Genomic DNA, 24,876 nt, shown 5'->3' with positions numbered 1-24,876 from the left:
TTAGGAGATAAGATGCATATTTGGGTCGATGCGGATGCATGTCCAGTCGTGATTAAAGATATTTTATTTCGGGCAGCACAACGTTGGAAACGGCCTTTAACGTTGGTGGCGAATCAGATGTTGTATACACCACCTTCACTTTTGATTAGAGCGGTTCAAGTACCCCGTGGCTTTGATGTGGCGGATGATTATATTGTGCTACACGCGGGCGTTGGTGATTTGGTGGTTACGGGCGATATTCCACTGGCAGCACAGTTAATTGATAAAGAAGCCTTCGTGCTCAGCCATCGAGGAGAGCTTTTCAGCGTAGATAACATACGTGAACGATTATCGATACGCGATATGATGGAAGAATTGCGTAGTGCGGGGGTGGAAACGGGCGGACCTGCAGCGTTTAGTCAATCTGATCAGCGCGGATTTGCCAATGCATTGGATCGTTTGATGATGAAGCTGAGTCAAACAGCCTCTTAGATGTTTAGTCCCACGGTGTGCTGGAATGGGTCAAAGATAAAACGATCTGGCTCATTTTTCCAGATTTTGCAGATGTATTCATAGGGTGTTAGGCCTTTGAGAGCTTTTAGTCTTTTGGCGAAGTTATAAGCCATCACAAAGCGATGGAGATGGGCCTTCAGCTGATCGTGTGAGTCGTAATAATACCGTTTTACAGTCGCATCCTTGATGGTTCGATTCATGCGTTCAACCTGACCATTGGTCCAGGGATGGTTGGGTTTGGTGAGACGGTGCTCGATGCCGTTGATCTGACAACACCTATCGAACATATGCGTTACATACTGAGCCGTTGGCCCATTCCGATAACGCGCCGGGAACGTAAACTGGATACCGTTATCAGTCAGGATTGTATGGATCTTGTAGGGAACAGTCTCGATCACGGCCTTCAAGAAGGCGGTTGCCGTGTTGCGGTTGGCTTTGTTCTGGAGTTGAACAAAAACGAACTTTGATGTCCGGTCAATGGCTACAAAAAGATAGAGTTTACCTTCCTTCGTACGAACTTCGGCAATATCAATATGGAAGTAGCCAATTGGATAGGCATTAAACTTTTTCTTTGGCTTGTCACCATCAACCTCCGGCAACCGACTGATGCCATGCCGTTGAAAGCAGCGATGCAGGCTTGAGCGGGTTAAATGCGGAATGCTTGGTTGCAAGGCATATAGACAATCATCCAGCGGTAGAAGCGTATGTTTGCGAAACGCCACAACAGCGGCTTCTTCTTCCAGACTTAAAACAGTCGAGTGCGACTCTTTGGGGCCCATCGGTGCATCGTGGGTGAATTCCCGCTTCCGCCACTTCGCTACCGTTTTTGGATTAATCCCATGCCGCTTGGCCAGAACATTCAGACTCTCTTGACTATTTTGTATCGCTCGACGTACCGCCGCTGTCGTGCGGGCGCTTCCGTGTAATATCTGTCCCATAAATCATCCCTCCGTAGCTGGTTATATGTTACACCAGCACACCGTGGGACTAAACACTTAGAACCTGTTCAAAGTCTTTTGAGTAGAAGGGCCAGGAAGGCCAGGTGAATAAACTGCAAGCTGGTGTTGAGTAAGCGCTCACAGTTCTTCCACAGCCGTCGATTCTTCTCCAACCAGGCAAAGCTGCGTTCCACTACCCAACGCTTGGGGATAACGGCGAAGGTATGCAACTCACTGCGCCTGGCGATCTGAACCGCGACAGTCTCGCTCAGCACATCGCGTACACCTTGAGCAAACGGCTCTCCCACATAACCGCTGTCCGCCAACACCGCCACCACCCGGCCCAGGCCTGAACGACAACGCCGGAAAGCCTGCAACGCACCTTTGCGATCGGTCACTTCCGCTGTCGTCACCGCAATGGCATGCGGCAAACCCTGGGTATCGACCGCGATATGACGCTTGATGCCCGATACCTTCTTGCCTGCGTCATAGCCCTTCTGGCCCGCCATGTCCGTGTTTCTCACACTCTGCGCGTCCACGATCAAGAACGTGCGGCAAGCGTTGCGCCCCCGTTTCTCGCGGGCCGCGCCAACCTGATTTTTTAATGCCTGCTCCAACACACTCACACCGTGCTGATCGGGCTCACTCCATTTGTGCCAATAAGGCATACACACGCTACCATTTGGGAAACTCACTGGGCAGGAATCTCCATTGGCAACCGGTGCGCAGTAGGTATAGCACCGCGCAGAACACCTCATATAGATCCACTGTCGTAGGCTTGGTACTGCGTCGCACGGCAGTATCCTGCCAAATAACCGTTTACACAAAAATTCTTACACTCTCGCGTTTGTGCGTGTCATTCAATGCTTCGTCAAATATACTACCGTTTACGGTTTACAGCAGGTTTGCATAATGGGTAGTTTAAGCAGTAATCTCCCTACATCGAAAAAAAAGAAAATAAAACATGGCACTCGATTCGGAATCATCTGCCAGTAACAGGCAAGGATCACGTAACGAACAGGACACAAACCCCCGCCTCACTGCTGCTTTATGCCTAACCGCCCTGGGTGTGGTCTACGGTGATATCGCTACCAGCCCTCTATATGCGTTTCGCGAAGCGCTGCACAATATGGCGCCCGACTCAAGAACGCCTGAAAGTATCCTGGGTATCCTGTCGTTGATTTTCTGGGCGCTGATCATCCTTGTTTCGATCAAGTATTTGCTAATTATTATGCGTGCGGATAACCACGGCGAAGGCGGCATTCTGGCTCTGCTGGCACTGTTGCGCCCCTGGCGCGGATCGCCACAACACCAGCGCAATATACTGATTGTCCTTGGATTGTTTGGTGCGGCGCTGCTCTATGGCGACGGCATGATCACACCAGCGATTTCGGTACTGAGCGCCATGGAAGGGCTGGAAGTGGCAGCACCACAACTGACATCTTACATAATCCCGGCAACCACCGTTATTCTGGTGCTGCTGTTTATGGTACAGAAGCGAGGTACCGCGCGCATCGGCAGAGTCTTCGGCCCGATCATGCTAGTGTGGTTTGTAGTAATCGCCTTGCTCGGATTGAATGGAATCATTCACCATCCACAGGTGTTGGTCGCGGTCAACCCCTATTATGGGATCAATTTCTTCACTGATAACGGCTGGAGCGCTTTCCGAGTTCTCGGTGGCGTGTTTCTCGCCCTAACCGGCGCCGAGGCTCTCTATGCAGATATGGGACATGTTGGGCGAGCGCCGATCCGGCTAATGTGGTTTGCCCTGGTACTGCCAGCCTTGTTACTTAATTATTTCGGGCAGGGGGCGCTACTATTGCTCGACCCACATGAGGCACAACCGTTTTTTCACCTAGCGCCGCCATCATTCCTATATTCCCTGGTAGGCCTGGCAACGCTCGCCACTATCATTGCCTCTCAGGCGATCATTTCAGGTGTATTCTCGCTGACCCGGCAGGCGATTCAGCTTGGGCAGAGCCCACGGCTGACATTGGTGCAAACCTCCTCGGAGGAAATCGGCCAGGTCTACGTGCCTGCGGCAAACTGGTTCATGATGATTGCTGCCGTATGGCTGGTACTGCACTTCCGCTCCTCGGATAACCTCGCGGGTGCCTTTGGTATCGCGGTATCAGGTACTATGGTGATCACTACCATTCTGGCATTTTTTGTGATGCGCGAACGCTGGCACTGGAACATCCTGACCGCAGTAGCAGTGACGGTGGGATTCCTGATAATTGACCTGGCCTTCTTCAGTTCAAATCTACTCAAGATCACGGATGGTGGCTGGTTCCCGCTGGCCATAGCCGTGTTCATATTTACCTTAATGATTACCTGGCAGCAGGGGCGCCAGCTTCTCATACAGAGAATACATAAGGAAACCGAGTCGTTCCAAGATTTTCTCCAACGTATCGTGACTGATCCTCCTGTGCGTGTGTCTGGTACGGCAGTTTTCCTTACTATCCACCAGCACGATACACCGCCGGCATTACTCTACCAGCTGATTCACAATAAGGCCTTGCACGAACAAGTGGTCCTGGTTACCGTAATTACCGAAGAGGTGCCGCGTGTACCGGCAGCAGAGCGCCTTGAAGTCATGGAGCTGTCTTCCGGTTTTCACCGCATCATTGTGCACTATGGATTCATGCAAAGTCCGAATGTTCCGGTGGCGCTGCGAGCATGTGAAACATTGGGATTGAAGATTGATCTCGACACCACGACCTATTATCTCAGCCGTGCCTCGTTGATCCCTACCGACGAACGCCCCGGAATGGCGCTCTGGCGAGATCGCCTGTTTGCATTTATGTCACGCAACAGCGCCTGGCCAACGGCGTTCTACCATCTGCCGCCAGAGCACGTGATCGAGCTCGGCATACAGGTCGAGCTGTAACACGGTATTATTTAGCGCAATGCATCCGCTCCAGACGATAAAGCAGCAGGTAGTTGAGGTAGTTGCGGGAATGGATCCAGGCAAGCAAATATGGCGATGTACAAGAGCCTCCATGCAGGTTCTGAGTCATCAGACAAATGCCGACAAGTTGGCTATACTCTGCGGCCCTAAAATACCAGCAACCCGGTCACAGCTATAATTACCCAAAATATTTGAACAAGGAGAATAGCGATGAGTGAAAGGTTTACTAAATCGGCTGCCCGTAATATTTTTTACGGCGGGACAGCTTTCTTCCTGCTACTTTTCATTGCACTTTCAATCCATACCCATCTATATATTGTCAACAGTTCGACTGATCAGGCAACACTCACGCCCTCTGTTGCGCAAGGAAAACAGGTATGGGAGCACAATGCCTGCATCAATTGCCATTCGCTACTGGGTGAAGGGGCTTATTTTGCTCCAGAACTGGGTAATGTTTGGGTCCGCTATGGCGGACGTGAGCATCCGGAGGGTGCAAGAATGGGATTAAAGGCCTGGATGAGAGCCCAGCCAACCGGTGTACCGGGACGTCGCCAGATGCCACAATTCAATTTAAGCGAACAGGAGCTGGATAACTTAATCGATTTTCTTGAGTGGGTCAGTCGTATTGATACACAAGCATGGCCTCCAAATACCGCAGGCTAACTCACCTGAACAACTATCATACGAAGGAAAATATCCATGAAATATTCGACCCAGAAACTTGCTTACCCCTATTTCATCGCCGCATTAGCGCTGTTCCTTGTACAGGTATTGGCCGGTGTCCTTGCCGGTTCCGTCTATACCTTGCCTAATTTACTGGCAGAAAGTTTGCCATTCCACATTATTCGGATGATTCACACCAATGCCCTGCTGATCTGGCTGCTGCTAGGTTACTTCGGGGCAGCTTATTTTCTGATTCCTGAAGAAAGCGAGCGAGATATCCATAGCCCGAAAATTGCCTGGTTGCAATTGTTTATCTTCGTCTTCGCTGCACTGGCTGCCGTGGTGAGTTACCTGATGGGGATACATGAAGGCCGGGAGTTTCTGGAACAGCCTTTATGGGTCAAAGTGTTGTTAGTCGTTGCGTTCCTGTTATTTCTGTACAACGTCTCTATGACAGTCCTCAAGGGACGAAAGACCGTTGTCTCCACAGTTCTGCTACTTGGCATGTGGGGGGCGGCACTGTTATTTCTATTTGCCTTCTATAATCCGGATAACCTCGCGCTGGACAAAATGTACTGGTGGTATGTCGTGCATCTCTGGGTGGAAGGCATATGGGAGTTAATCATGGCATCGATGCTTGCTTTTTTGTTAATCAAGATGACTGGCGTGGACCGTGAAGTCATCGAAAAATGGCTGTATGTAATTGTTGGTCTAGCGTTGTTCAGCGGATTGCTAGGCACCGGTCACCACTATTACTGGATTGGCACACCAAGCTATTGGCAATGGATCGGCAGTCTGTTCTCGATTCTGGAAGTGCTGCCCTTCTTCGCTATGGTGCTGTGGTGTTTCCACATGGTGTACCGCAGCGGACGTAATCATCCCAATAAGGCCGCCATGCTCTGGACTTTAGGCTGTCCGGTGATGGCTTTTTTCGGTGCCGGGGTATGGGGGCTAATGCACAGTTTCTCATTCATAAATTTTTACAGTCATGGTACGCAAATCACCGCTGCTCACGGACACATGGCATTTTATGGTGCCTACGTCATGCTCAATCTGGCTTTCTTCACCTATGCCCTGCCACAATTGCGCAGCGTGCAACCGTATAACCAGATTTTGAATATGTGGAGTTTCTGGGTGATGACTGCTTCCATGGCGTTCATGACCTTCACCCTGACGTTTGCCGGGGTACTGCAAACGCATTTACAACGGGTTATGGGACTGGGATTCATGGAAATTCAACAGCAACTGGATTTGTTCTACTGGATGCGATTGCTGTCCGGTATCGTCTTCGTTATCGGCGTAATCCTATACATTTACGCTGCGTTGGGGCCTGTCAAAAACCAGGTGTCACCCTCCCTGAACTTGCGGGCAGCCAACAAATGAAACAGTTGTTAGCCACTCCGGGAATATAGCTGTGACAGCTGCTACGGCAACAGATTTGCCATTTTATGTCCCGATCGGCAATGAATGTGAGTTGTTTGAAACTGCCTACCGGCAACGCTTGCCGCTGTTACTGAAAGGGCCAACCGGCTGTGGCAAAACCCGCTTTGTCACTCACATGGCTGCCCGACTACAGCGGCCGCTTTTTACGATCTCTTGCCATGATGATCTGACCGCAGCTGATCTGACTGGCCGTTTCCTGATCAAGGGTGGGGAAACAGTTTGGGTGGATGGACCGTTGACCCGCGCCATCCGCGAAGGCGGTATCTGTTATCTGGATGAAGTTGTGGAAGCACGCAAGGATGTAACAGTCGTACTGCATCCCCTGACAGATGATCGGCGCATGTTGCCGTTGGAACGTACTAATGAAGTATTGCAGGCACCAGATAGCTTCATGCTGGTCATCTCCTATAATCCCGGCTATCAGAACATTCTTAAATCACTCAAACCCAGTACACGGCAGCGGTTTATCGCCCTGTCCTTTGACTTCCCTCCACCGGAAATTGAGCTGGAAATTATCGCCAATGAAAGCGGCCTCGCAAGAGAACATTGCACTGCGCTGGTCAATCTAGCTACCCAACTGCGACTGCTGAAAGAAGTTGATCTGGAAGAAAGTGTTTCCACCCGGTTGCTGGTGTACTGCGCTACACTGATGGCGGCTGGGCTTGATCCCCTGCAGGCAGCACAAGCCGCATTGATCGAACCATTAAGCGATGAGCCGGAAGTGCAACAAGGTTTATTTGAACTGATCCACGCTACTTTCGGTTAAACACCATGTGGCAATGGCTGGAGCTGGAAGAACAAATCGGCCGTCTCTGGCACCGACTAGTTGGCCAGTCTGAAAGTAGTTACCCACACTATCCTTCGGCCGCCGTTTCGCTGGAATCCATTCATGCAGCGTTGCGCACATTTTTTCATGGTATGGGCGGTGATCACGGTCTGTTACTGACGGCCACAACGCTACAAACGGTACGAAATCGTCCAAGTTGGAAACAGCGCCTGGGTCATCACCAAGAAAAACTGCCGTTGGCGGTACTTGGCCCGGAACGATTATTACTGCCCGCCGAGATTTGCTTGTTCCCAGAAGCATCGCTCAATCGGCAACTCTACTTCTGGTTAGCCGCTTTTTTTGCTATGACAGGCAAGAAAACGCTGATTAGATCAACCAATGTCATTGCGACTGCGCACGCTACCGAGAATGAAATGCAGCAGGCGGCAGCAAGTAGCAGTAAGCAATCCGGACATTTCGACGAAATAAGCCAGCATTGTCATCAATCCGCTTTTTCAAAGGATGATCCATTCCAGACTGATCTTTATTTTCTTCATTGTGCCTGGCAAACCAGTCTTGCTATTTGTCAACGCTATCTGGGCTTAAGAAAAACATATCAGACACTGTGCTCTCATTTACTTCAAACACGTCCACCCCGTTCACTACCGACACAAGAGCACATTGTAGAATCCATTGTACTTGCCCTGCTTGGACAACCGTGTACTGATCCGGCAGCAATCAATTTACTCGCACGCATCCAACAACCTGAACCGGATTTCAGTGATCTGCGCGCAGATAAAGGTTACCACCCGTTTCTGCCAGTGCCGTTATGGGGCACGATAGAAATAGATTCACCGTCGGGTACTACCCGAACATTGTCCGCTGATGAAGATCGGGTTGATCATTCTGTCAATCAGGAAGATCGGTGCAGTAGAAAAGCCCGACGGAGAAAATTTGACCAGAGCGAACGTAATGATCCCCTATTACTAAACCGTTTTGAGAAACTGATCACCTGGTCGGAAATGGTGAATGTCAACCGACCAGTAGAAGATGATAATGAAGCAGGCGCTCGAGAAGTAGCTGATTCAATGGAAGAGCTGGCCGTTACTACCCATCGACGGCGCGCCTCCACAGTATTGAAATTTGATCTTGATCTGGCACCGGAAGATACCGATCCAGCCAGCCTGCTTGCGAAACTAACTTACCCTGAATGGGATTATCGCCGCAAACAATATCACGCTGCCCATTGTCAGGTGCTGTGCCGAATCGCCAGTGAAACCGGAGAGCAATGGGAACCCAGTGACGGTGCCCGGCGGCAGTTTCGCCGGATTCGCCGTCAGTTCGAGGCATTACGCCCTCGTAGGGAAATTTTACGCGGCCAGCCGGATGGCGCGGAACTGGATTTGGATGCACTCGTACGCGCCCAGGCGGATCAGGCCGCTCATGGCATGGGTACAGATCGGCTCTATCTTGCTGCACGCGAACAAGCACGAGATCTGGCGGTCGCGGTGCTGGTAGATGTTTCTCTCTCCACAGACAGCTGGATTGGCGGGCGGCGGGTGCTGGATATCGAGAAAGAAGCACTGGTTGCACTGGCCACTGGCATTGCCGCTTGTCAGGATTGTTTTTCAATTCACACCTTTACCTCACGCCAGCGCCATTTTGTGCAAATGACGACTGTGAAAGATTTTAACGAACCTTTCAGCAGCCGGACATTGCGATGTATTGCAGCATTACGGCCAGGATACTACACCCGGATGGGCACAGCATTGCGCCATGTCAGCCAGTTACTGGCGCAACGACCAGAACGTCACCGCCTGATTCTGTTGCTGACTGATGGCAAACCCAACGATCTGGATCATTATGAAGGTCGCTACGGCGTTGAAGATACTCGCCAAGCGGTTATCGAAGCCCGGCGGCAAGGATTGCAATTGTTTGGCATCACCATCGACCATGAAGCACAAGCTTATTTTCCTTATCTGTTCGGCCGTGGTGGCTACGCCATCATCAATCGGCCGGAACGACTCATCAAAATTATTCCGGCACTCTATCGGCAACTGACTGGCTGACTGCCTGTTATTTCACGAATCATCTGACATAATCAGCAGGGTGTACGCAACACTGATGGTAAGAATACCGTCTTTGCAAACCCTTGAAGGGTAAAGTAATCTGGTAAGGCAATTTATAGGGAATAAACAAACAGTATGAGACAGGGTGCAGCAGCCTGCACCAATTCATTTGGCTGCTTCACCCTTTGTCAGAACAAGAGCTTATTTATCAACTCATGCGCGTCTACGTCGTGATGCACTCAATCCAATGAGGCCAATGCCAAACAGTGCCAGTGTCACTGGTTCAGGTACGGTATTATCGTCAATGGGCACATCGTTAATCGACACGCCAGCGATCGCAAAGGCAGAATCATAAGCAGTATCCAGCGCATTAGTAACACCAAATCCAAGTGAGTAGATTCCGGCTGTGGTAAATGTATAGCTCATCTGGACCCAGTCAGTGTAGCCACACCCCGTTGAATAGCAGGTACCCGAGGAGCTGCCGAGCGGTGAGAATGCTGGGCCACCGGAAATAATTTCAGTCGTGTTAGGTGAAAGCGTTACGCCATTACCCAAGCCCGGCAGGCTGAATCCCGGTACGGTATCGCCAGAAGGAGTCGTTCGCGCGGTAAACAGATAGGAATCAAATGCGCTTGAGTCCTGATATAAACCGGCCCATGCATATTCTGTATACTGAGCTCCATCAGAAGTAATGTAATTGAAATAAAAATTTAACGTATCACCTGCATTTACAGAAAACGTCCCCGTGTGTGCTGCAGAACCGTTGGTTTCTTGTCCAGTCGGACCGACTGGTAATGCGCCAGCACCACTAGGGCCATTATTTGTTGAAATCCACTGATAAGAATTAAAACCTGGCGCCAGCGTTACCACACCATCAACCGCGGTATTCGTTCCGCAATTACCAACACATGTCCAGCTGTCCGGCAGTGGAGCTGCTACTGCATTACCACCTAGTTGTTTAGTCCCACGGTGTGCTGGAATGGGTCAAAGATAAAACGATCTGGCTCATTTTTCCAGATTTTGCAGATGTATTCATAGGGTGTTAGGCCTTTGAGAGCTTTTAGTCTTTTGGCGAAGTTATAAGCCATCACAAAGCGATGGAGATGGGCCTTCAGCTGATCGTGTGAGTCGTAATAATACCGTTTTACAGTCGCATCCTTGATGGTTCGATTCATGCGTTCAACCTGACCATTGGTCCAGGGATGGTTGGGTTTGGTGAGACGGTGCTCGATGCCGTTGATCTGACAACACCTATCGAACATATGCGTTACATACTGAGCCGTTGGCCCATTCCGATAACGCGCCGGGAACGTAAACTGGATACCGTTATCAGTCAGGATTGTATGGATCTTGTAGGGAACAGTCTCGATCACGGCCTTCAAGAAGGCGGTTGCCGTGTTGCGGTTGGCTTTGTTCTGGAGTTGAACAAAAACGAACTTTGATGTCCGGTCAATGGCTACAAAAAGATAGAGTTTACCTTCCTTCGTACGAACTTCGGCAATATCAATATGGAAGTAGCCAATTGGATAGGCATTAAACTTTTTCTTTGGCTTGTCACCATCAACCTCCGGCAACCGACTGATGCCATGCCGTTGAAAGCAGCGATGCAGGCTTGAGCGGGTTAAATGCGGAATGCTTGGTTGCAAGGCATATAGACAATCATCCAGCGGTAGAAGCGTATGTTTGCGAAACGCCACAACAGCGGCTTCTTCTTCCAGACTTAAAACAGTCGAGTGCGACTCTTTGGGGCCCATCGGTGCATCGTGGGTGAATTCCCGCTTCCGCCACTTCGCTACCGTTTTTGGATTAATCCCATGCCGCTTGGCCAGAACATTCAGACTCTCTTGACTATTTTGTATCGCTCGACGTACCGCCGCTGTCGTGCGGGCGCTTCCGTGTAATATCTGTCCCATAAATCATCCCTCCGTAGCTGGTTATATGTTACACCAGCACACCGTGGGACTAAACACCTAGTGACAACACTGCTATAGCACCCGTCAAACCAATGGCCACCCAACTCCTATTTTTCATAACTTCTTCCCCTCTGAATTATTGACAAAATTGTCATTCATTAATAAGCAAATTTCATGCCATAACAATAACTAATTTAATAACAACAATAAAAGACGAGATAATGGCAATGACATGTAAAAATTATCGACACACTTTTGGTGCTCTGCAAACTTTTTTTAATTTTTTACGGGATTTTCAACGAACTTTTCTGTTCTTTTTCACAAGAACGAGAAAAATGATGTGGGATTTCAAAGGCCAATGGACAAAAAAGAGGAGGTGTATAAAAATCCGACAGAAATCACATCAGATCGTCTATTTTTAAAAGACGAGATAATGGCAATGACATGTAAAAATTATCGACACACTTTTGGTGCTCTGCAAACTTTTTTTAATTTTTTACGGGATTTTCAACGAACTTTTCTGTTCTTTTTCACAAGAACGAGAAAAATGATGTGGGATTTCAAAGGCCAATGGACAAAAAAGAGGAGGTGTATAAAAATCCGACAGAAATCACATCAGATCGTCTATTTTTGTCGGATTATCAGTTTGATGATGCACACAAGCACACCTTACGGAATGTTATTTACCTCTTTATGAACACATGAAGCAACTTTGCACTGACTGCTTCACTGATGTTCTTCAGAAGTTCCTTGGCTGCTGTCTATTTCATGAACCGCCTGATGGTATCCAGCAGCAGCTCGTTTTCAGGATGATCTTCCAGTGCTGTTTGCCAAATTTTTTCAGCATCTTGTCTGGCACCGGATACCCACAACAATTCTCCATAATGCGCGGCAATTTCTGGATCAGAGCGCGTATCAAAAGCAAGTTTTATATACTTGATCCCTTTTCTCGGATCACCCATCCGGTAATACACCCAGCCCAGGCTATCCAGAATGTAAGGATCATCAGGAGAGAGCTCAATCGCCTTCTGGACCAGCGCCAATGCCTCCGGTAACTGCTCTCCACGCTCGGCCAGGCTGTAACCCAGTGCATTGTAGGCATGAGCATTATCCGGTTTCAGCTGGATTAATCTACGCAGATCCCGTTCCAGCACATCCAGTTTGCCAATCTTGTCTGCCATCAAGGCGCGATCATAAAGCAGCTCGACCTGTTCCGGATATTTCCGGAGATAGGCATCCAGCAAATCATACGCTCCCCGGAAATCATTATTATCTCGTAGCAACTGTGCTTCGGAGATCAGCAACTGCGTACGTTGCCGCTCATCCGAAACCTGGATCGTCTTCAGATAGTGTCTGGCAGCTACCACGCTATCCCGTTTTGCCAGCAAATAAGCATAGCGCACATGTGCTGGAATATAACGATCTCCACTTGCCACCTTTTGATAGGCATCCATTGCCTGCGCATCACGCTGCGAGATCTCATAGATACGTCCCAGATTGAAATGAATCGTATCGGCATCCTCAAACCCCAGTTGCAAGGCACGTTTGAAATATTTTTCGGCATTTTCCAGATCATCCAGCTCGGCAGATAATAGACCGATTGCCAGCGCGATATCCGGATTGGATGGATTGGCCTGTTCTAGTTTCTGAAATTGTTCACGCCCCCGATCAAATTCTTTTTCCTCCATCAACATGCGGATATAGGCAATTCGCATATCATTGGCTCTGGGAAACCGGTCAAGATACTGACTGTAAAAGGCCTGTGCTTTGTCTGTATCAATTTTCTGCAGAATCTGTCCCTGGTGTACAGCAGCCATTTCCCATTCCGGTCGCAGCTTGAGCGCCTGGCTCATGGCTTCTGATGCCGATTTGAACTGACGGGCAACCCATGCGGCCTGTGAAACAGCGAAATGGGCTTCCGGCAGATCAGGATAGGGCGCTGCAAGCTGCCGAATGAGCTTTAGTACTGCCTCCTTGTCTGGATGATGAGACAGAAGCTTGTTAAGCTGCATAAAAGCCTTATCGACGGTTTCCGGCTCAAGCACAAGCAACCGTTCAATATGAGGACGCACTTTATTCAATTGGCCGGTCGCAACAAACAGCGCTACAGCTGCCTGATGTGCCTGTATGGAATTCGGTTCCAGCGTTGCCCATAAATCAATGGCTTCCCGGGCATCATCGAAACGACGCGCCCGCAGTGCGATATCAGTCGCATGCTCTGCGATTCCCGGGTCACGTGTTTCCTTTGCCATCCGGATAAAGCTTTCCACAGCAACGCCTGGCTGATTCCGCTGCAAAGCAATTTCTCCCTGCAGGAAATCAAAAAGAAGATCAGCAGTGAGTTCAGTAACGGGCGCTGCATTCTCGGGTGCCTCCGAATCACCCATAACTTTATTTCCTGTCTTGGGAAGCTGGGTACATCCCGCCACGCCCAGCAGCGTTGCTAATAATATCGTCAAAATAACATTCATTTCGTATCGGCCTTCGGCAACTATTTATCTGTACTAAGACTTTCAAACAACAAGCCTGGTTCTTGTAATTACGGTATATTCGGTTGGTTTCAATATTCTTTATTTAAAAAGACAATCACTGATCAACTGGTTGATCCACAGAATTTTGCGGGGATGGGTAGGCGTTTACATCCGGAGCAGACTGATCCTGCGCAAATGGATTAAGTGAAACACTCGGGAATCAGGCATCAAGGCATGCTGCCCGGCACATTTTTCTGATCATCGATCTGTTGCGTCCCCTGTCCTCCGGTACCACTGGCAGCCAGAGTGAATTTCCAGCTCTGATAACTCTCGGCATTTTCAAACGCCGCATAATCCGCCGGGAAGCTGGTTCGCTTGATCGGCACATTTGTCGAAAGACTGTAAATACCGATGATCCCTCCATCCTCCTGCCTGATCAGCCCCCAGTTGTGGCTGCCGGTCATCGGATCATAGTAAATTTTTCTGAGATGCCGTTTAACAACCGGGGAACGCTCATCTTTAAGTAATTGTTCCAACGATTCCGGGTAGCGCCCAGCGCCTCCCCCGGCGGTTTGGGAATCATTGTAATAAGATTCAATCGCCCGCCTAAACTGATCTCCCACAAACAGTAATTCCTGCTCCTTCTCCCGCCTGGCTTCTGTTTGCCATACCAATCCGGCGGCAGCCAGCATCACGCCCGCCAGCATAACAGCAAACAACATCCAGATATAAATATATCCCTGTTCTTCTCTGATCCGTTTCATCACCATTTTTCATAAAACGTCCCGTCCAGCGCCTGCTTGTCGGAAATGGTATGTACATCAAATACGCCTTCCATTTCAGGATCAGGAGGTGGTATTTCCACCCAGATATTTTCCCCAGTAATCGGGTCAACCGGTACTGCACGAATATAGCGATCCTCAACCAGCTGATTCAAATCAGCCGGATATTTGCCAGTATCGGCATAATATTTATCGATAGCATCGCGCAAAATACCAAGGTTCTGCCTGAGCACCGTTTCCTTCGCCCGATCAACGGATGTAAAGTAACGTGGCGACACAATGGTGAGCAAAATAGCAATAATTGTCATGACAACCAGCAGCTCGATCAGTGTAAACCCACGCTCACGCAACCGTATAAAATGTCCATCAGGCTGATCTGCATCAACTAGATGATGGCCACTAAAAAAACGGCTTTGAACGATTGATGACAAACCCATCAGCAAATTTTACCATTGGTTATAAGGAATCCCGTTCAACCCCACCTTTTCCGACAATGAATAAACATCATAAACATCGTCCCCTTCTTCAGGATGATCGGGTGAGCTGGCGTAACTGCGCTTACCCCAGGTTTCGGCAGCCATTACATCAGAATCGGGAAACATGGGATCACGCGGCAGCCGGCGCATAAAAAAGATTTTTTTCTTGTCCGGATCCTTGGTATCGTCTACCCCCATCTCCAGATCTTCCAGTTTGCGGGGATAGCCGGTTTCATCAGCTTTCTTCTCCACCCGTCCTTCATCCGCCGCCTGCTTGTAAGCATCAATCGCTGTACGAATCTGACGCAGTGCAGTACGCAACGCCTGCTCCTTTTCTCGCTTGGCGACCATTTCACCTAACGGCATTGCAGCAGAAGCCAGGATTCCCATAATCACCACCACAACCATTAGTTCAACCAGCGTAAAACCTCGACAAGCCTGAAAATGACAGTTTTCTGGAAACACTTTTTGCACGATCGTTTTCAGAGATACCTTTATTGAATCCGGATAGTTGCTGTCGGTGGCACGTCCACTTCAATCGCCTGTCCGGTTTCATCTCGCACCTGCAGATTCTGTAACGCGATTTCGGTTGAACCCGGATTTGTACTAATCACCTTGAAACGTAATACTGCCGTCATTCCAGTAGGTTGATCCCGTCCAAATTTCAGGTTGCGCATGCCGGATTTTTCTCCGCCATCTATCAACTCCAGCGCCTCCGGATCATAGATCAGGTTCAACTCACCGGACAGCATGGAATCCTGTGTCACCAGCCTGACAGTAGTGGTAAATTCCCGTCCCATTGTCACGCTTTCCGGTGCCCGCAATGTCAGCGAAGGTGACGCAACACTTCCTGCCTGGGTGATAGCTTCTTCAAACGGATCAGATTCCGTGCCGAGCAATCCGGCAGATCGTGCCGCCTGGCCAAATGCGGCATAGCCACCACCGACTGAAGCGCTGCCTGAGGATTCCATGGCTAGTGATTGCGGAGCCGTTTTCCGGATAGTAACAGGAAGTTTTCCGGCAGCGCTGGCTGTACCGGAATAAAATTCACTCTCAAAATGGTTGGGCTGAACGACATTACGAATAATATGCGGTGTGATCAGCAAAATTATTTCGGTTTTATTATGTTTCCTGACCTGCTTGGAAAAAATATCCCCCAGTATCGGAATCTCGGTCAGTCCAGCGATACCCGATTTTACCCGGCTCAGATCGTCCTGAATCAATCCGGCAAGTACCTGTGTTTCCCCATCGCGCAATTCCAACACTGTTTCCGCAGTGCGTGTACCGATGACAATGGCTGTGGCCGCATTATCTCCCCCTCCGGATCTCTTCTCGCCCAGATTACTACTGACCTCCAGCAATGCTTTCAGTGTTACCTCATTGTTGGTTCTAACGACTGGTTCAACCTCGAATTTCAATCCGACATCAATATAAGTCGCTGAAGCAGCCGACCCGACATTGGCGGTATTGGTCACGGTGAACACCGGCTCCTTGTTGCCGATATGGATTTTTGCCTTTTCCCGACTTTTAACGCGAATACGGGGATTGGCCAGCACATCCGCGTTAGTCAGCGTTCTGCCAAAATCAATTTTTGCCTGATTACTAATGGTAAAACTCCGCAGACCTTCAAATCCCGCATTCTTGATCATGCTCATTTTCACCACGGAATCAGCTGCCGCCTGGGCAGGTGCACCCACTCCAGGGATGGCGCTGAATGTCACCGAAGTAGGCATATTCGGCCCCAGCTCCAGTGTGTTATCACGCTTCACTTCCAATACAACCACATCCAGCATCACCTCGGGATCAGGAAAATCATTGATTGCAACCAGGCGTTCCACTAACCGGATCATCTCCAGCGTATCTCTGATCACAAACAGGTTGAGTTTTTCGTTAACGTAGATATCACGCGCCTTGACCAGCCCACGGATCATAGCCACCATCTGTTTGACATCGGTATTAGCGACATGGAAGCTGCGCACTACCAGCTCCTGATAATCTTTTTGCTTGGCCGGCGTATCCGGATAAATCAACAGCGTGTTGCTGTTTAACACCTTATAAGCGAGCTGGTTGGTCAGAAGCAACAATTTCAGCACATCTTCAATGGAATTGTCCCGTACAAACATCGAAGCCGTTGCTTCCTGCTGAACATTGCGATCAAACACAAAATTGATACCAGCCGTGCGGGAAATAAGTTCAAATATGGCTTTTAGTGATGTATCACGAAACTCCATGGTAATTGGCTTGCTGAACTCGGAGATCAGGGATAATTCGGATGTCTCGGCCCGTGCAATCCGTTCACTAAGCGCCTTGATCAGCTGCCTGGCTTCGGATTGCATGGGATTATTTGCCAGTACCCCTCTTACGATTTTTTCCGCACCTTCCACGTCATGATGCGCAAGCGCTTCTTTTGCCTGATTCACCAGCACAATATGACGGCGCTCCAGCTCAACTGCTTCCAATCCTTCCCGGGCACGTTCATTATTGACACTGACACCCAGGACTCGTTGATAATCCAGCTCCGCCTGCTCCAAATTGCCTGCCATCCGGAAGCCATCTGCCTCGAATAAAATCTGGCCAATGATGGAATCACGTTCTCTGGCCAGAGTCGCACTCACTTCCCTGTTATCTGGTTCCTCGCGCGCAGCTTGCTCCAGCTTGCTCAATCCTTCTTCCAGCCGACCTTCCGCGATCAGCTGTTTTCCTTCCAGGAAGGAGGGGTTTCGTGTCATTTGTGTTGCACAACCGGTGATCAATACACACAATAGCAGCAGCACAAAAAAATTTCTCCCTCTATTCATGACACCCTTTATGGACAGCTCTAATTGATAAGCAGTGTTTGCCTGACACCCAAGGGAAGATAAATCAGTTCAACTGCATCCTCCTGAATCCGACCAATCCGGTATTCCGCATTGATCCTTTCCCCCACACCAGCAACATAATTTTGATCTGCCTGGGCCAGAAATATCCGGGTTTTTCCTTCCGCAACCACTCGACCCAGATATTCAAACTGTAATGGTGGCGCAGAGGGTGTCGGCGGCTGTCGCCTGACTTCTTCCTGCCTGGATTGGAGAATTTGCGGGTTAAAACTGCTATCTACAGCAGTGCGTTTCGGCACCCAGGAAGTCACAGCAAATATATCATCTGCCCTGGCACTAAATTTTCGTTTTCCCAATTGATCGACCGGCAACGTTTCACGGGTTTGTCCAACAGTGTGTTTGTCGCCTGAAGAACCAGATACCGGTTGTACTGCCTGTACTACATCATCCACAGCCTGTTCACTCTCATCATCAACCAGCAATGCTGCTAGTACAGTAGCCGCCAGAGCACCCCAGAGCATCCATTTCCGATAAACCGCGCTGGCCATATCAGATCCCGCAACCAGATTCAGCAATTGACGAGATACATCCAGTAGATAAGCGAGGCTGTGAGCACCGCGTAGTGCTGCAGCTCATCCGAGCAGCCATTTAATCAGCGTCTCCCTAATAGTCATTCAGATAAAGGTACATATTCAAGCGTGCCTCCACACGGCCAGTCTGTACGGTTTCACGTTTAATCGCGATATCCGCCAGCGCCAGTGTTGGCATCGCCTGCAGCGCTTCTGCAAGAAACGCACGAATCTGGGGGTAAGTTCCGCGCAATGGCAACTGAATCTCATAACGGATCAGCTTAGATTCTTTTTCCATCGTCAGCCGGTAATCACTGCTGTTCAATTCCACGCTACTGTCTCGCGCAATCCTATCAAGCTCACTGATCCAGTACGGGGAGGAATCACTGCGCGGAAGAAAATCATAAAAAACCTGCAGGGCCTGGCTGTCACTCAGCCCTGCCTGTCTCACAGAATCAGGTTGCTCCTGTTGCTGTACCGTTTGCACCCTGTTTTTTAATTCCTTCAGGGTCTGCTGTTGGGGCAATACGGCCGCCATAAAAAATACCAGTGTCAGCACAAGCAATCCCGCTCCCGTCTTGCCAATAGTACCCAGACAGGTAGCATGCCAGCGTATCCTGACCAGCCAGTTTTCTAAAATAATTCGTGCCACGTTGCCATGATTGAAAAAACAATAGGGTGATGCGAATCATCCTGCCGGGTTTTATAACTGGCCAGATGCACATTCCTAAATACAGGTTCCTGTTCCAGTGCCTGAACATATTCCACCAGGCCGGCAAGATTTCTTGCCTCACCTGAAATACGGACAGTACGCCCGGATACACTGGGCTGCAGCGACAGCAGTGCAACTTCCTTACTGGCGGCCAGCTCCAGCGAATCAAACAACGCTTCCCAGGGAAAATTGAGCTGGCGTAAAATATCATTTACCTGTTCGAGTTCCTGCTGTGTTGCTTTGTTAATACGTGCCATTGGTGTTCTGGGTTGCCTGGTATGCTTCTGCTGCTGGGTCATACGTACTTCGCGCGATTCCCAGTAAGTGATCTTCGACATGGTTTGCTTGAGCTGGTAAACCGCACTCAGCAGCAATGCAACGCCTAGCAGCAGCAACATATAATCGGCCACCGGGAGCCGCTGTCCGCGATAGGGGAAATTTAGCTTTAGACTACGCATGATTCTGCCTGTCATCCACCTTTTTTATCCACGGGAAATGTGCAGGCACAGGATAGCTTTCATCCGGCCAGTGCACCAATTGCCAGCGAGAATCATATACATCAGGAAGTGGCCTGGCCAATTCGGGAGCAAACACATAAACCCGCTCTCTCAGTTGACCTGAACTGGACATGATCGACTCCTGCACCAGTGCCGATAACAGTTCTTCCTGCAAATTCTCTACTACTTTCTGATTGCGCACACCGCACCACACGCCATCAAGCAATGAAACCAGGCAGAAACGCCCCGATTCCACCAGAACAAACCATATCTGCTTGTCATTCAACTGCTTTGACCAGTGATCCAGTGCCGCAGCGAGATAGGGCTCTATGTGCACAAGTAGCATTTCATGACGCTGTGCCAGTGCTTCCAGTTCTGATTGCAAATCGCGGGCAATGGCCGCGCATAATGTCCCGCCGTGGGGATCCCATATGCCAAGACTGAGCTCCCAGTTATCAACATGTTCACCATAGATTTCACGCATCTGGAAACCAGCATAAGCCATCAGTTCATCCGGATTCGCCGGCGAAGACTGTGGTGCAATAACACCATAACGAACAAAGTAATTGGATAGCGTGATGTGTAGTTCAGCACCTCGTCTGAAACTGTCATCCACCTGCCCGATCATCTGCTCCAGTACTTGCAAGGGAGCCTGCCACTGGCTTGCAGCATTCGCCTGACCACAAGTACCCGACTGCCTGAAGCGCTGCATGGGCTTGATGCCACGGGCAAAACCCACCAGATTGACCCGGCCGGGTGCCAAAAAAACCTGCATACAGTTACGCCACAACCGTGACACGATTAGCCTCCTGTAAGCTGGTTTGCCCGGATTTCACCATATCCAGCGCTGCTTCACGCAAAAAATGGGTGCCATTCAGCCGGGCAGCTTCCTTGATCCGACGAATAGGTGCCTGCGCGATAATCAGCTCACGGATTTCATCGTTCAACAGCAAGATCTCAGCAATGGCGCTGCGCCCGCGATAACCACTGCCTCGGCAGTGCCCGCAACCTTTTGCAGAGTTGAAATCAAACTGTTCCGCCTGTTCCAAAGGAATCCCCGATTCCTCGATCATCTGATGATCCGGTTGCTCAGAAACCATGCAATTTGGGCATAACAAACGCACCAGCCGCTGTGCCACGATACCGTTCAGTGCCGAAACAAAGCTGTAGGGATCCACTCCCATGTGCGCAAACCGGCCGATTACATCAAATACATTGTTGGCATGCACTGTGGTAAACACCAAGTGCCCCGTCAATGCAGCCTGAATAGCGATTTGTGCGGTTTCAGCATCACGGATTTCTCCCACCATGATCTTGTCGGGGTCATGCCGCAAAATTGAACGCAGCCCTCGGGCAAATGTCAATCCTTTTTTTTCGTTAACGGGTATCTGCAGCACACCCGGCAATTGGTATTCGATCGGATCTTCGATAGTGATGATTTTGTCCTGGCCGTGGTTAACTTCAGAAATAGCAGCATAGAGCGAAGTTGTTTTGCCGCTGCCGGTCGGCCCGGTTACCAGCAGCATGCCATATGGTTCTGCGCTGAGACGACGTATGCTGGCAATAGCAACGACATTGAATCCCAACTGATTCAGTGTCAACCCTTCAATATGATCGGTCAGCGCCTGACGGTCCAGAATTCGCAGCACCGCATCTTCCCCAAAAATGCTGGGCATGACCGACACGCGAAAATCAATTTCCCTGCCCTGGATGGATACCTTGAAGCGACCATCCTGCGGAATGCGGCGTTCGGCAATATCCAGATCCGACATTACCTTGATGCGGGAAATCACCTGTTCAGCCAGATCCGTCCCCTGCATCGTACCAATGCTGGTGAGTACGCCGTCGATCCGGTATCTGATGGACAGCGCACCTGGCGTGGTTTCCAGATGGATATCGCTTGCCTGAGATTTATGTGCATCGTACAGTGTTGAATGCACCAGGCGCACCACCTGGCTGGTACCTTCATGTATCGTTTTGAGCGACAACTCCTCAATACCAGTTTGAATCAGGTTTTCCCGGGCAGAAGTCAGAACATTATCCATCGCGCGCATACTCTGTTCCTGCTGCGCAAAAAAGGCAGCCAGATCTGCTGGATGTACCAGATGCCACAGCGCATTGACCGGCACATATTCTTCCACCCAGTCACGCAGGCTCGGCCGGAATGGATCACTGACGGCAAGCAGATACGACTGATCCGGTTTTTGCAACAACACGCACTCATGCTTGACCGCCTGAGCAAAAGGCAACTTGTCAAAAGCCGGATATAACGCATGCAAATCGCTCATGGAGAGCATCGGCACACGCAGTGCTCTACTTAGTGCGACTATCAGTTCATCCGGAGTACCTTGCCAGGTTTCTTCCAGCACCTTGATCAGCGACGTACCATGGATGACAGCCTGCTCCCGTGCCTGGCGAAGTTGGGCTGCATCAATTACCGGTTGGTCCAGCAGGGCGACCTGCGTCTGCGTCAATTGATACTCCCGGCCAGCTCAAAAATTGGCAGATACATGAGAATGATGATACCGCCGATGACAGTTCCGATTACTGCCATCAACAGCGGCTCGATCAGTTTGGTGGTCCACTCAACCCAGCGCCCGATTTCTTCATCGTGAAAATTGCCGATACGCTCCATCATGTCGCCCATCATGCCGGTACGCTCACCCACCCGCAACATGCGGCTGCCCACTGCAGTAGTCAGTTCTGCACGCTGCATCGCACTGGAAATAGTGCTACCTTCACGAATCAGTGTTGCGGCAATTTTTACGCGGGGACGAAAATGTGGTTGCAACAGATCACTGACCATTTCCAGCGCCTGTGTCACGGGAATCCCGCCACGCAGCAACATGCCCAGCGTTTTATAGAAACGGGCAAGCTGGTAAACCCGCATCCGCTCGCCAATTGCCGGAATACGCCATAGCGCTTGCAACAGGTGCGCCCGAACTTGCGGTTGTGAAAGTGTGTAAAACACGGCGGCCAGCATAACCGTTACAACGCCTGCCAGCATCCAGCCGTTTTTTTGCACCAGATGCCCCCATTCGATTAACAGCATGGACATCCAGGGCAGATCCGTACTCATATCTTCATAGATGGCACTGAATTTTGGCACAACAAACACCAACAGAAAAATGGCCACCAGCCCCCCCAGCACCAGCAGCAAAACCGGATAGATGGATGCACCCACCAGTTTCTTGCGAACCAGATCCATTTGTGACTGGTAAGTCAGATAACGTGTCAGCGCTTCTGCCAGATCTCCCGTTTGCTCGCTGGCGCGAATCGTGGCGACGTACAGCGGCGGAAATGTTTGCGGATGAGATTCCAGAGCACGCGAGAGTGTCATCCCCTCATGCAATCGCACCAATATCTGCTGCAGCAATTCGCGCACCGCACTGTCTTCTTCTTTCTCAACCAGGGTTTCAATCCCCTCCACCAGATTCAGGCCGGCTGTCAGCAAGGCAAGCAGTTCCTGGGAGAAATTAGATAACGGAAACCGCGAACGCGGCCTGGAAAACAAGCTTGAGAAATTCCGCCGGATACTCAGTACCACGCCACCCTGGGCGCTAATCTGATTGCGAACATCGGCTTCGCTGGCCGCCTCAAGTTCAAGCAGCACAGCGCCTTTTCCGGTCAGTAAAGCTTTTACTGTGTAGCGCATCAATGGGATTGAATACGGCTACCAGTTGGTGATATCCGCATCCTCACCGCTACCACCTGGCTGACCGTCCTTACCAAATGAGAACAAATCAAAATCACTCTGTGTCCCCGGATATTTATACTGATAAGGCTTGCCCCATGGATCAGCTGGTAAACGTTTACTCAAATAAGGCCCTTGCCATTTCGGTTCGTTGGTGGGCACAGTAAGCAGTGCGTTTAACCCCTGCTCAGTGGTGGGATATGTTCCGACATCCAGCCGATACTGATGCAGCGCCTTTTCCAGAGAATCTATTTGCGCCTGGGCCATTTTGATTTCAGATTTACCTACCTGTGAAAAATACTTGGGGCCAACATAAGCCGCCAACAGGCCAATAATCACCATGACAACCAGCAATTCGAGCAAAGTGAATCCGCGTTCATAAACCACACGCAACCGGATGTTTGATACATGCTTCATATTTCGATGACCTCTGAATTTGGATTTTTCCGGAAAACTCTCCGAAAGAGCGTAAACAAGTACGCAGATAAGCAAAAGGAACATGATCTGGAAATTGGAGATACCGACAAATTTGACGGATTACCAACACAAAACCGGAAGTTGCATAATGCAAAGCAATGACACGTAGCATAATACTACCCTTGCACCCTTTCTTATCCCCGCATTTAACGACGATCGGGAATGGAAGTGTATCCCCCATTACCACAGCCAGGCTCTGATATTTTTGTGCTCAATATAGTAGAGTTGCGTTCCATCATGGTCAAGCAGGAAAATATGACATTTGTTCCCGGGATTGAATTACATCCATCAGCTAACTCAGAACATCTACACACCTTCTGATAAATCTGAAGGACTCTAAAGATGAAATTACAATTTACGAAAATGCACGGGCTGGGAAATGATTTCATTGTCATCAATGCAATCAGCCAGCCAGCCTCCCTCACTTTCCTGGATCCTGCCACGATCCGCCGGCTGGCAGATCGTCATTTCGGCATTGGGTTCGATCAACTACTGGTTGTAGAACAGGCCAGGGAAGGCGGCGATTTTCGCTATCGTATCTTCAACGCCGATGGTGGAGAAGTTGAACAATGCGGCAATGGCGCCCGCTGCTTTGCCCGCTTTGTGCGTGACTACAATCTGACTGACAAAAATACGATCTGCGTGGAAACCGCTCGCGGCATCATCACGCCGACGATCGAAAACAATGGTGAAATTTCCGTCAATATGGGAGTTCCCCAGTTTGAACCGGCTGAAATTCCTTTTCAGGCCGCACAGCGTATGCCTGTTTACCCATTGCAAATCGGCGACAAAACTATTGAAATCTCTGCTGTCTCGATAGGGAACCCTCATGCCGTGCAAATCGTTCCAGATATTGATCTGGCACCGGTCACAACTGAAGGCCCCAAAATTGAAGCCCACCCACTTTTTCCTGAAAGAGTTAACGCCGGCTTTATGCAGATTATTGACCGTGCGCATATCCGGCTACGTGTTTTTGAACGTGGAACCGGCGAAACATTGGCCTGCGGTACCGGCGCCTGTGCTGCCGTTGTCTGCGGCATTCTGCGCGGCCTTCTGGATACCACAGTACAGGTAGCCATGCACGGTGGCAATCTCCAGATTCGCTGGGACGGAAAAGACAAGCCTATCTGGATGACCGGGCCAGCTATTACTGTATTTGAAGGCACAATTGATCTGTAAACACCCAC

General features: G+C 49.8%; 23 protein-coding genes and 1 pseudogene. 8 read left to right on the top strand and 16 right to left on the bottom strand.

Features of this window, described 5'->3' with window-relative positions; translation table 11 throughout:
• Positions 1-12 precede the first annotated feature (12 nt).
• On the top strand, positions 13-471 hold the full coding sequence (locus tag ACZ5EJ_RS02150; RefSeq protein WP_074455417.1) for a YaiI/YqxD family protein: 459 nt from the start codon (positions 13-15) through the stop codon (positions 469-471).
• Here ACZ5EJ_RS02150 and ACZ5EJ_RS02145 read toward each other — a convergent pair.
• Positions 468-1,430 (bottom strand): IS481 family transposase, encoded by a 963-nt coding sequence (locus ACZ5EJ_RS02145; RefSeq protein WP_464557040.1) that lies wholly within the window; start codon positions 1,428-1,430, stop codon positions 468-470. The two genes, ACZ5EJ_RS02150 and ACZ5EJ_RS02145, sit on opposite strands and share 4 nt — an antisense overlap.
• Positions 1,431-1,498: 68 nt before the next feature.
• A pseudogene (locus ACZ5EJ_RS02140) lies at positions 1,499-2,225 on the bottom strand (IS5 family transposase); the annotation flags it as partial.
• A gap of 169 nt (positions 2,226-2,394) precedes the next feature.
• Here ACZ5EJ_RS02140 and ACZ5EJ_RS02135 point away from each other — a divergent pair.
• The 5 genes from ACZ5EJ_RS02135 (at position 2,395) to ACZ5EJ_RS02115 (ending at position 9,282) form a co-directional block, all read left to right on the top strand.
• Positions 2,395-4,320 (top strand): potassium transporter Kup, encoded by a 1,926-nt coding sequence (locus tag ACZ5EJ_RS02135; protein WP_074684732.1) that lies wholly within the window; start codon positions 2,395-2,397, stop codon positions 4,318-4,320.
• A gap of 231 nt (positions 4,321-4,551) precedes the next feature.
• Positions 4,552-5,004: a c-type cytochrome gene (locus tag ACZ5EJ_RS02130; protein ID WP_074684731.1), complete on the top strand. Its 453-nt coding sequence runs from the start codon at positions 4,552-4,554 to the stop codon at positions 5,002-5,004.
• 36 nt (positions 5,005-5,040) lie between these two features.
• Entirely contained in the window at positions 5,041-6,387 is a 1,347-nt protein-coding gene (locus ACZ5EJ_RS02125; RefSeq protein ID WP_074684730.1) for a cbb3-type cytochrome c oxidase subunit I, read from the top strand.
• A 31-nt stretch (positions 6,388-6,418) separates the two neighbouring features.
• Positions 6,419-7,213 carry a CbbQ/NirQ/NorQ/GpvN family protein gene (locus ACZ5EJ_RS02120; protein ID WP_218138411.1) on the top strand — a complete coding sequence of 265 codons (795 nt, stop codon included), beginning with the start codon at positions 6,419-6,421 and terminating at the stop codon, positions 7,211-7,213.
• Positions 7,214-7,218: 5 nt separating this feature from the next.
• The gene (locus tag ACZ5EJ_RS02115) at positions 7,219-9,282 is read left to right on the top strand and encodes a nitric oxide reductase activation protein NorD (RefSeq protein WP_464557366.1); all 2,064 of its coding nucleotides are present in this window, start codon (positions 7,219-7,221) and stop codon (positions 9,280-9,282) included.
• Positions 9,283-9,495: 213 nt separating this feature from the next.
• Here the strand turns inward: ACZ5EJ_RS02115 and ACZ5EJ_RS02110 are convergent, their stop codons facing one another.
• The 14 genes from ACZ5EJ_RS02110 to gspG all read right to left on the bottom strand — a co-directional run bounded on the left by ACZ5EJ_RS02110 (position 9,496) and on the right by gspG (position 23,629).
• Positions 9,496-10,209 (bottom strand): NF038132 family protein, encoded by a 714-nt coding sequence (locus tag ACZ5EJ_RS02110; protein ID WP_464557700.1) that lies wholly within the window; start codon positions 10,207-10,209, stop codon positions 9,496-9,498.
• Positions 10,210-10,232: 23 nt separating this feature from the next.
• Positions 10,233-11,195, bottom strand: a complete 963-nt coding sequence (locus tag ACZ5EJ_RS02105; RefSeq protein ID WP_464557365.1) for an IS481 family transposase — start codon at positions 11,193-11,195, stop codon at positions 10,233-10,235.
• A 761-nt stretch (positions 11,196-11,956) separates the two neighbouring features.
• Positions 11,957-13,654: a tetratricopeptide repeat protein gene (locus ACZ5EJ_RS02100; protein ID WP_464557364.1), complete on the bottom strand. Its 1,698-nt coding sequence runs from the start codon at positions 13,652-13,654 to the stop codon at positions 11,957-11,959.
• 239 nt (positions 13,655-13,893) lie between these two features.
• Positions 13,894-14,430: a type II secretion system protein gene (locus tag ACZ5EJ_RS02095; protein ID WP_074455411.1), complete on the bottom strand. Its 537-nt coding sequence runs from the start codon at positions 14,428-14,430 to the stop codon at positions 13,894-13,896.
• The gene (locus ACZ5EJ_RS02090; protein ID WP_011633633.1) at positions 14,430-14,885 is read right to left on the bottom strand and encodes a type II secretion system protein; all 456 of its coding nucleotides are present in this window, start codon (positions 14,883-14,885) and stop codon (positions 14,430-14,432) included. Before ACZ5EJ_RS02090 ends, ACZ5EJ_RS02095 begins: the two co-directional genes overlap by 1 nt.
• A gap of 9 nt (positions 14,886-14,894) precedes the next feature.
• Positions 14,895-15,398 (bottom strand): prepilin-type N-terminal cleavage/methylation domain-containing protein, encoded by a 504-nt coding sequence (locus ACZ5EJ_RS02085; RefSeq protein WP_011633632.1) that lies wholly within the window; start codon positions 15,396-15,398, stop codon positions 14,895-14,897.
• Positions 15,399-15,418: 20 nt separating this feature from the next.
• Positions 15,419-17,653: a FecR domain-containing protein gene (locus tag ACZ5EJ_RS02080; RefSeq protein WP_242500194.1), complete on the bottom strand. Its 2,235-nt coding sequence runs from the start codon at positions 17,651-17,653 to the stop codon at positions 15,419-15,421.
• A gap of 89 nt (positions 17,654-17,742) precedes the next feature.
• Positions 17,743-18,288, bottom strand: coding sequence for a hypothetical protein (locus ACZ5EJ_RS02075; RefSeq protein WP_011633630.1), 546 nt, complete (start codon positions 18,286-18,288; stop codon positions 17,743-17,745).
• A gap of 115 nt (positions 18,289-18,403) precedes the next feature.
• Positions 18,404-18,961, bottom strand: a complete 558-nt coding sequence (gene pilO, locus ACZ5EJ_RS02070) for a type 4a pilus biogenesis protein PilO (RefSeq protein WP_011633629.1) — start codon at positions 18,959-18,961, stop codon at positions 18,404-18,406.
• Positions 18,943-19,479 carry a PilN domain-containing protein gene (locus ACZ5EJ_RS02065; RefSeq protein ID WP_011633628.1) on the bottom strand — a complete coding sequence of 179 codons (537 nt, stop codon included), beginning with the start codon at positions 19,477-19,479 and terminating at the stop codon, positions 18,943-18,945. Before ACZ5EJ_RS02065 ends, pilO begins: the two co-directional genes overlap by 19 nt.
• Complete coding sequence (locus ACZ5EJ_RS02060; protein ID WP_464557362.1) at positions 19,472-20,293, bottom strand: hypothetical protein; 822 nt, start codon at positions 20,291-20,293, stop codon at positions 19,472-19,474. Before ACZ5EJ_RS02060 ends, ACZ5EJ_RS02065 begins: the two co-directional genes overlap by 8 nt.
• Before the next feature lie 4 nt (positions 20,294-20,297).
• Positions 20,298-21,992 carry a GspE/PulE family protein gene (locus ACZ5EJ_RS02055; RefSeq protein WP_464557360.1) on the bottom strand — a complete coding sequence of 565 codons (1,695 nt, stop codon included), beginning with the start codon at positions 21,990-21,992 and terminating at the stop codon, positions 20,298-20,300.
• Positions 21,989-23,173: a type II secretion system F family protein gene (locus tag ACZ5EJ_RS02050; RefSeq protein WP_011633625.1), complete on the bottom strand. Its 1,185-nt coding sequence runs from the start codon at positions 23,171-23,173 to the stop codon at positions 21,989-21,991. The genes ACZ5EJ_RS02055 and ACZ5EJ_RS02050 overlap by 4 nt, the downstream gene beginning before the upstream one ends.
• Positions 23,174-23,191: 18 nt before the next feature.
• Complete coding sequence (gene gspG / locus ACZ5EJ_RS02045; RefSeq protein WP_074709924.1) at positions 23,192-23,629, bottom strand: type II secretion system major pseudopilin GspG; 438 nt, start codon at positions 23,627-23,629, stop codon at positions 23,192-23,194.
• 222 nt (positions 23,630-23,851) lie between these two features.
• Between gspG and ACZ5EJ_RS02040 the strand changes: the two genes are divergently transcribed.
• Both ACZ5EJ_RS02040 and dapF read left to right on the top strand, forming a co-directional pair.
• Positions 23,852-24,010, top strand: a complete 159-nt coding sequence (locus tag ACZ5EJ_RS02040) for a hypothetical protein (RefSeq protein WP_160803448.1) — start codon at positions 23,852-23,854, stop codon at positions 24,008-24,010.
• Positions 24,011-24,031: 21 nt separating this feature from the next.
• Entirely contained in the window at positions 24,032-24,868 is an 837-nt protein-coding gene (gene dapF / locus ACZ5EJ_RS02035; protein WP_074709921.1) for a diaminopimelate epimerase, read from the top strand.
• Positions 24,869-24,876 lie beyond the last annotated feature (8 nt).

The organism is Nitrosomonas sp. TNE100 (genome assembly GCF_055387135.1).
Note: the sequence above shows the minus strand (reverse complement) of the source record. Positions and strands in the feature narration are given on the sequence as shown.

Bases quoted from the DNA above. Each gene is read 5' to 3' on its own strand.
- ACZ5EJ_RS02150 (WP_074455417.1), top strand. From the start codon at position 13: ATGCATATTTGGGTCGATGCGGATGCATGTCCAGTCGTGATTAAAGAT.
- ACZ5EJ_RS02145 (WP_464557040.1), bottom strand. From the start codon at position 1,430: ATGGGACAGATATTACACGGAAGCGCCCGCACGACAGCGGCGGTACGT.
- ACZ5EJ_RS02135 (WP_074684732.1), top strand. From the start codon at position 2,395: ATGGCACTCGATTCGGAATCATCTGCCAGTAACAGGCAAGGATCACGT.
- ACZ5EJ_RS02130 (WP_074684731.1), top strand. From the start codon at position 4,552: ATGAGTGAAAGGTTTACTAAATCGGCTGCCCGTAATATTTTTTACGGC.
- ACZ5EJ_RS02125 (WP_074684730.1), top strand. From the start codon at position 5,041: ATGAAATATTCGACCCAGAAACTTGCTTACCCCTATTTCATCGCCGCA.
- ACZ5EJ_RS02115 (WP_464557366.1), top strand. From the start codon at position 7,219: ATGTGGCAATGGCTGGAGCTGGAAGAACAAATCGGCCGTCTCTGGCAC.
- ACZ5EJ_RS02105 (WP_464557365.1), bottom strand. From the start codon at position 11,195: ATGGGACAGATATTACACGGAAGCGCCCGCACGACAGCGGCGGTACGT.
- ACZ5EJ_RS02095 (WP_074455411.1), bottom strand. From the start codon at position 14,430: ATGAAACGGATCAGAGAAGAACAGGGATATATTTATATCTGGATGTTG.
- ACZ5EJ_RS02090 (WP_011633633.1), bottom strand. From the start codon at position 14,885: ATGGGTTTGTCATCAATCGTTCAAAGCCGTTTTTTTAGTGGCCATCAT.
- ACZ5EJ_RS02080 (WP_242500194.1), bottom strand. From the start codon at position 17,653: ATGACACGAAACCCCTCCTTCCTGGAAGGAAAACAGCTGATCGCGGAA.
- ACZ5EJ_RS02075 (WP_011633630.1), bottom strand. From the start codon at position 18,288: ATGGCCAGCGCGGTTTATCGGAAATGGATGCTCTGGGGTGCTCTGGCG.
- ACZ5EJ_RS02065 (WP_011633628.1), bottom strand. From the start codon at position 19,479: ATGCGTAGTCTAAAGCTAAATTTCCCCTATCGCGGACAGCGGCTCCCG.
- ACZ5EJ_RS02060 (WP_464557362.1), bottom strand. From the start codon at position 20,293: ATGCAGGTTTTTTTGGCACCCGGCCGGGTCAATCTGGTGGGTTTTGCC.
- ACZ5EJ_RS02050 (WP_011633625.1), bottom strand. From the start codon at position 23,173: ATGCGCTACACAGTAAAAGCTTTACTGACCGGAAAAGGCGCTGTGCTG.
- gspG (WP_074709924.1), bottom strand. From the start codon at position 23,629: ATGAAGCATGTATCAAACATCCGGTTGCGTGTGGTTTATGAACGCGGA.
- ACZ5EJ_RS02040 (WP_160803448.1), top strand. From the start codon at position 23,852: ATGGAAGTGTATCCCCCATTACCACAGCCAGGCTCTGATATTTTTGTG.
- dapF (WP_074709921.1), top strand. From the start codon at position 24,032: ATGAAATTACAATTTACGAAAATGCACGGGCTGGGAAATGATTTCATT.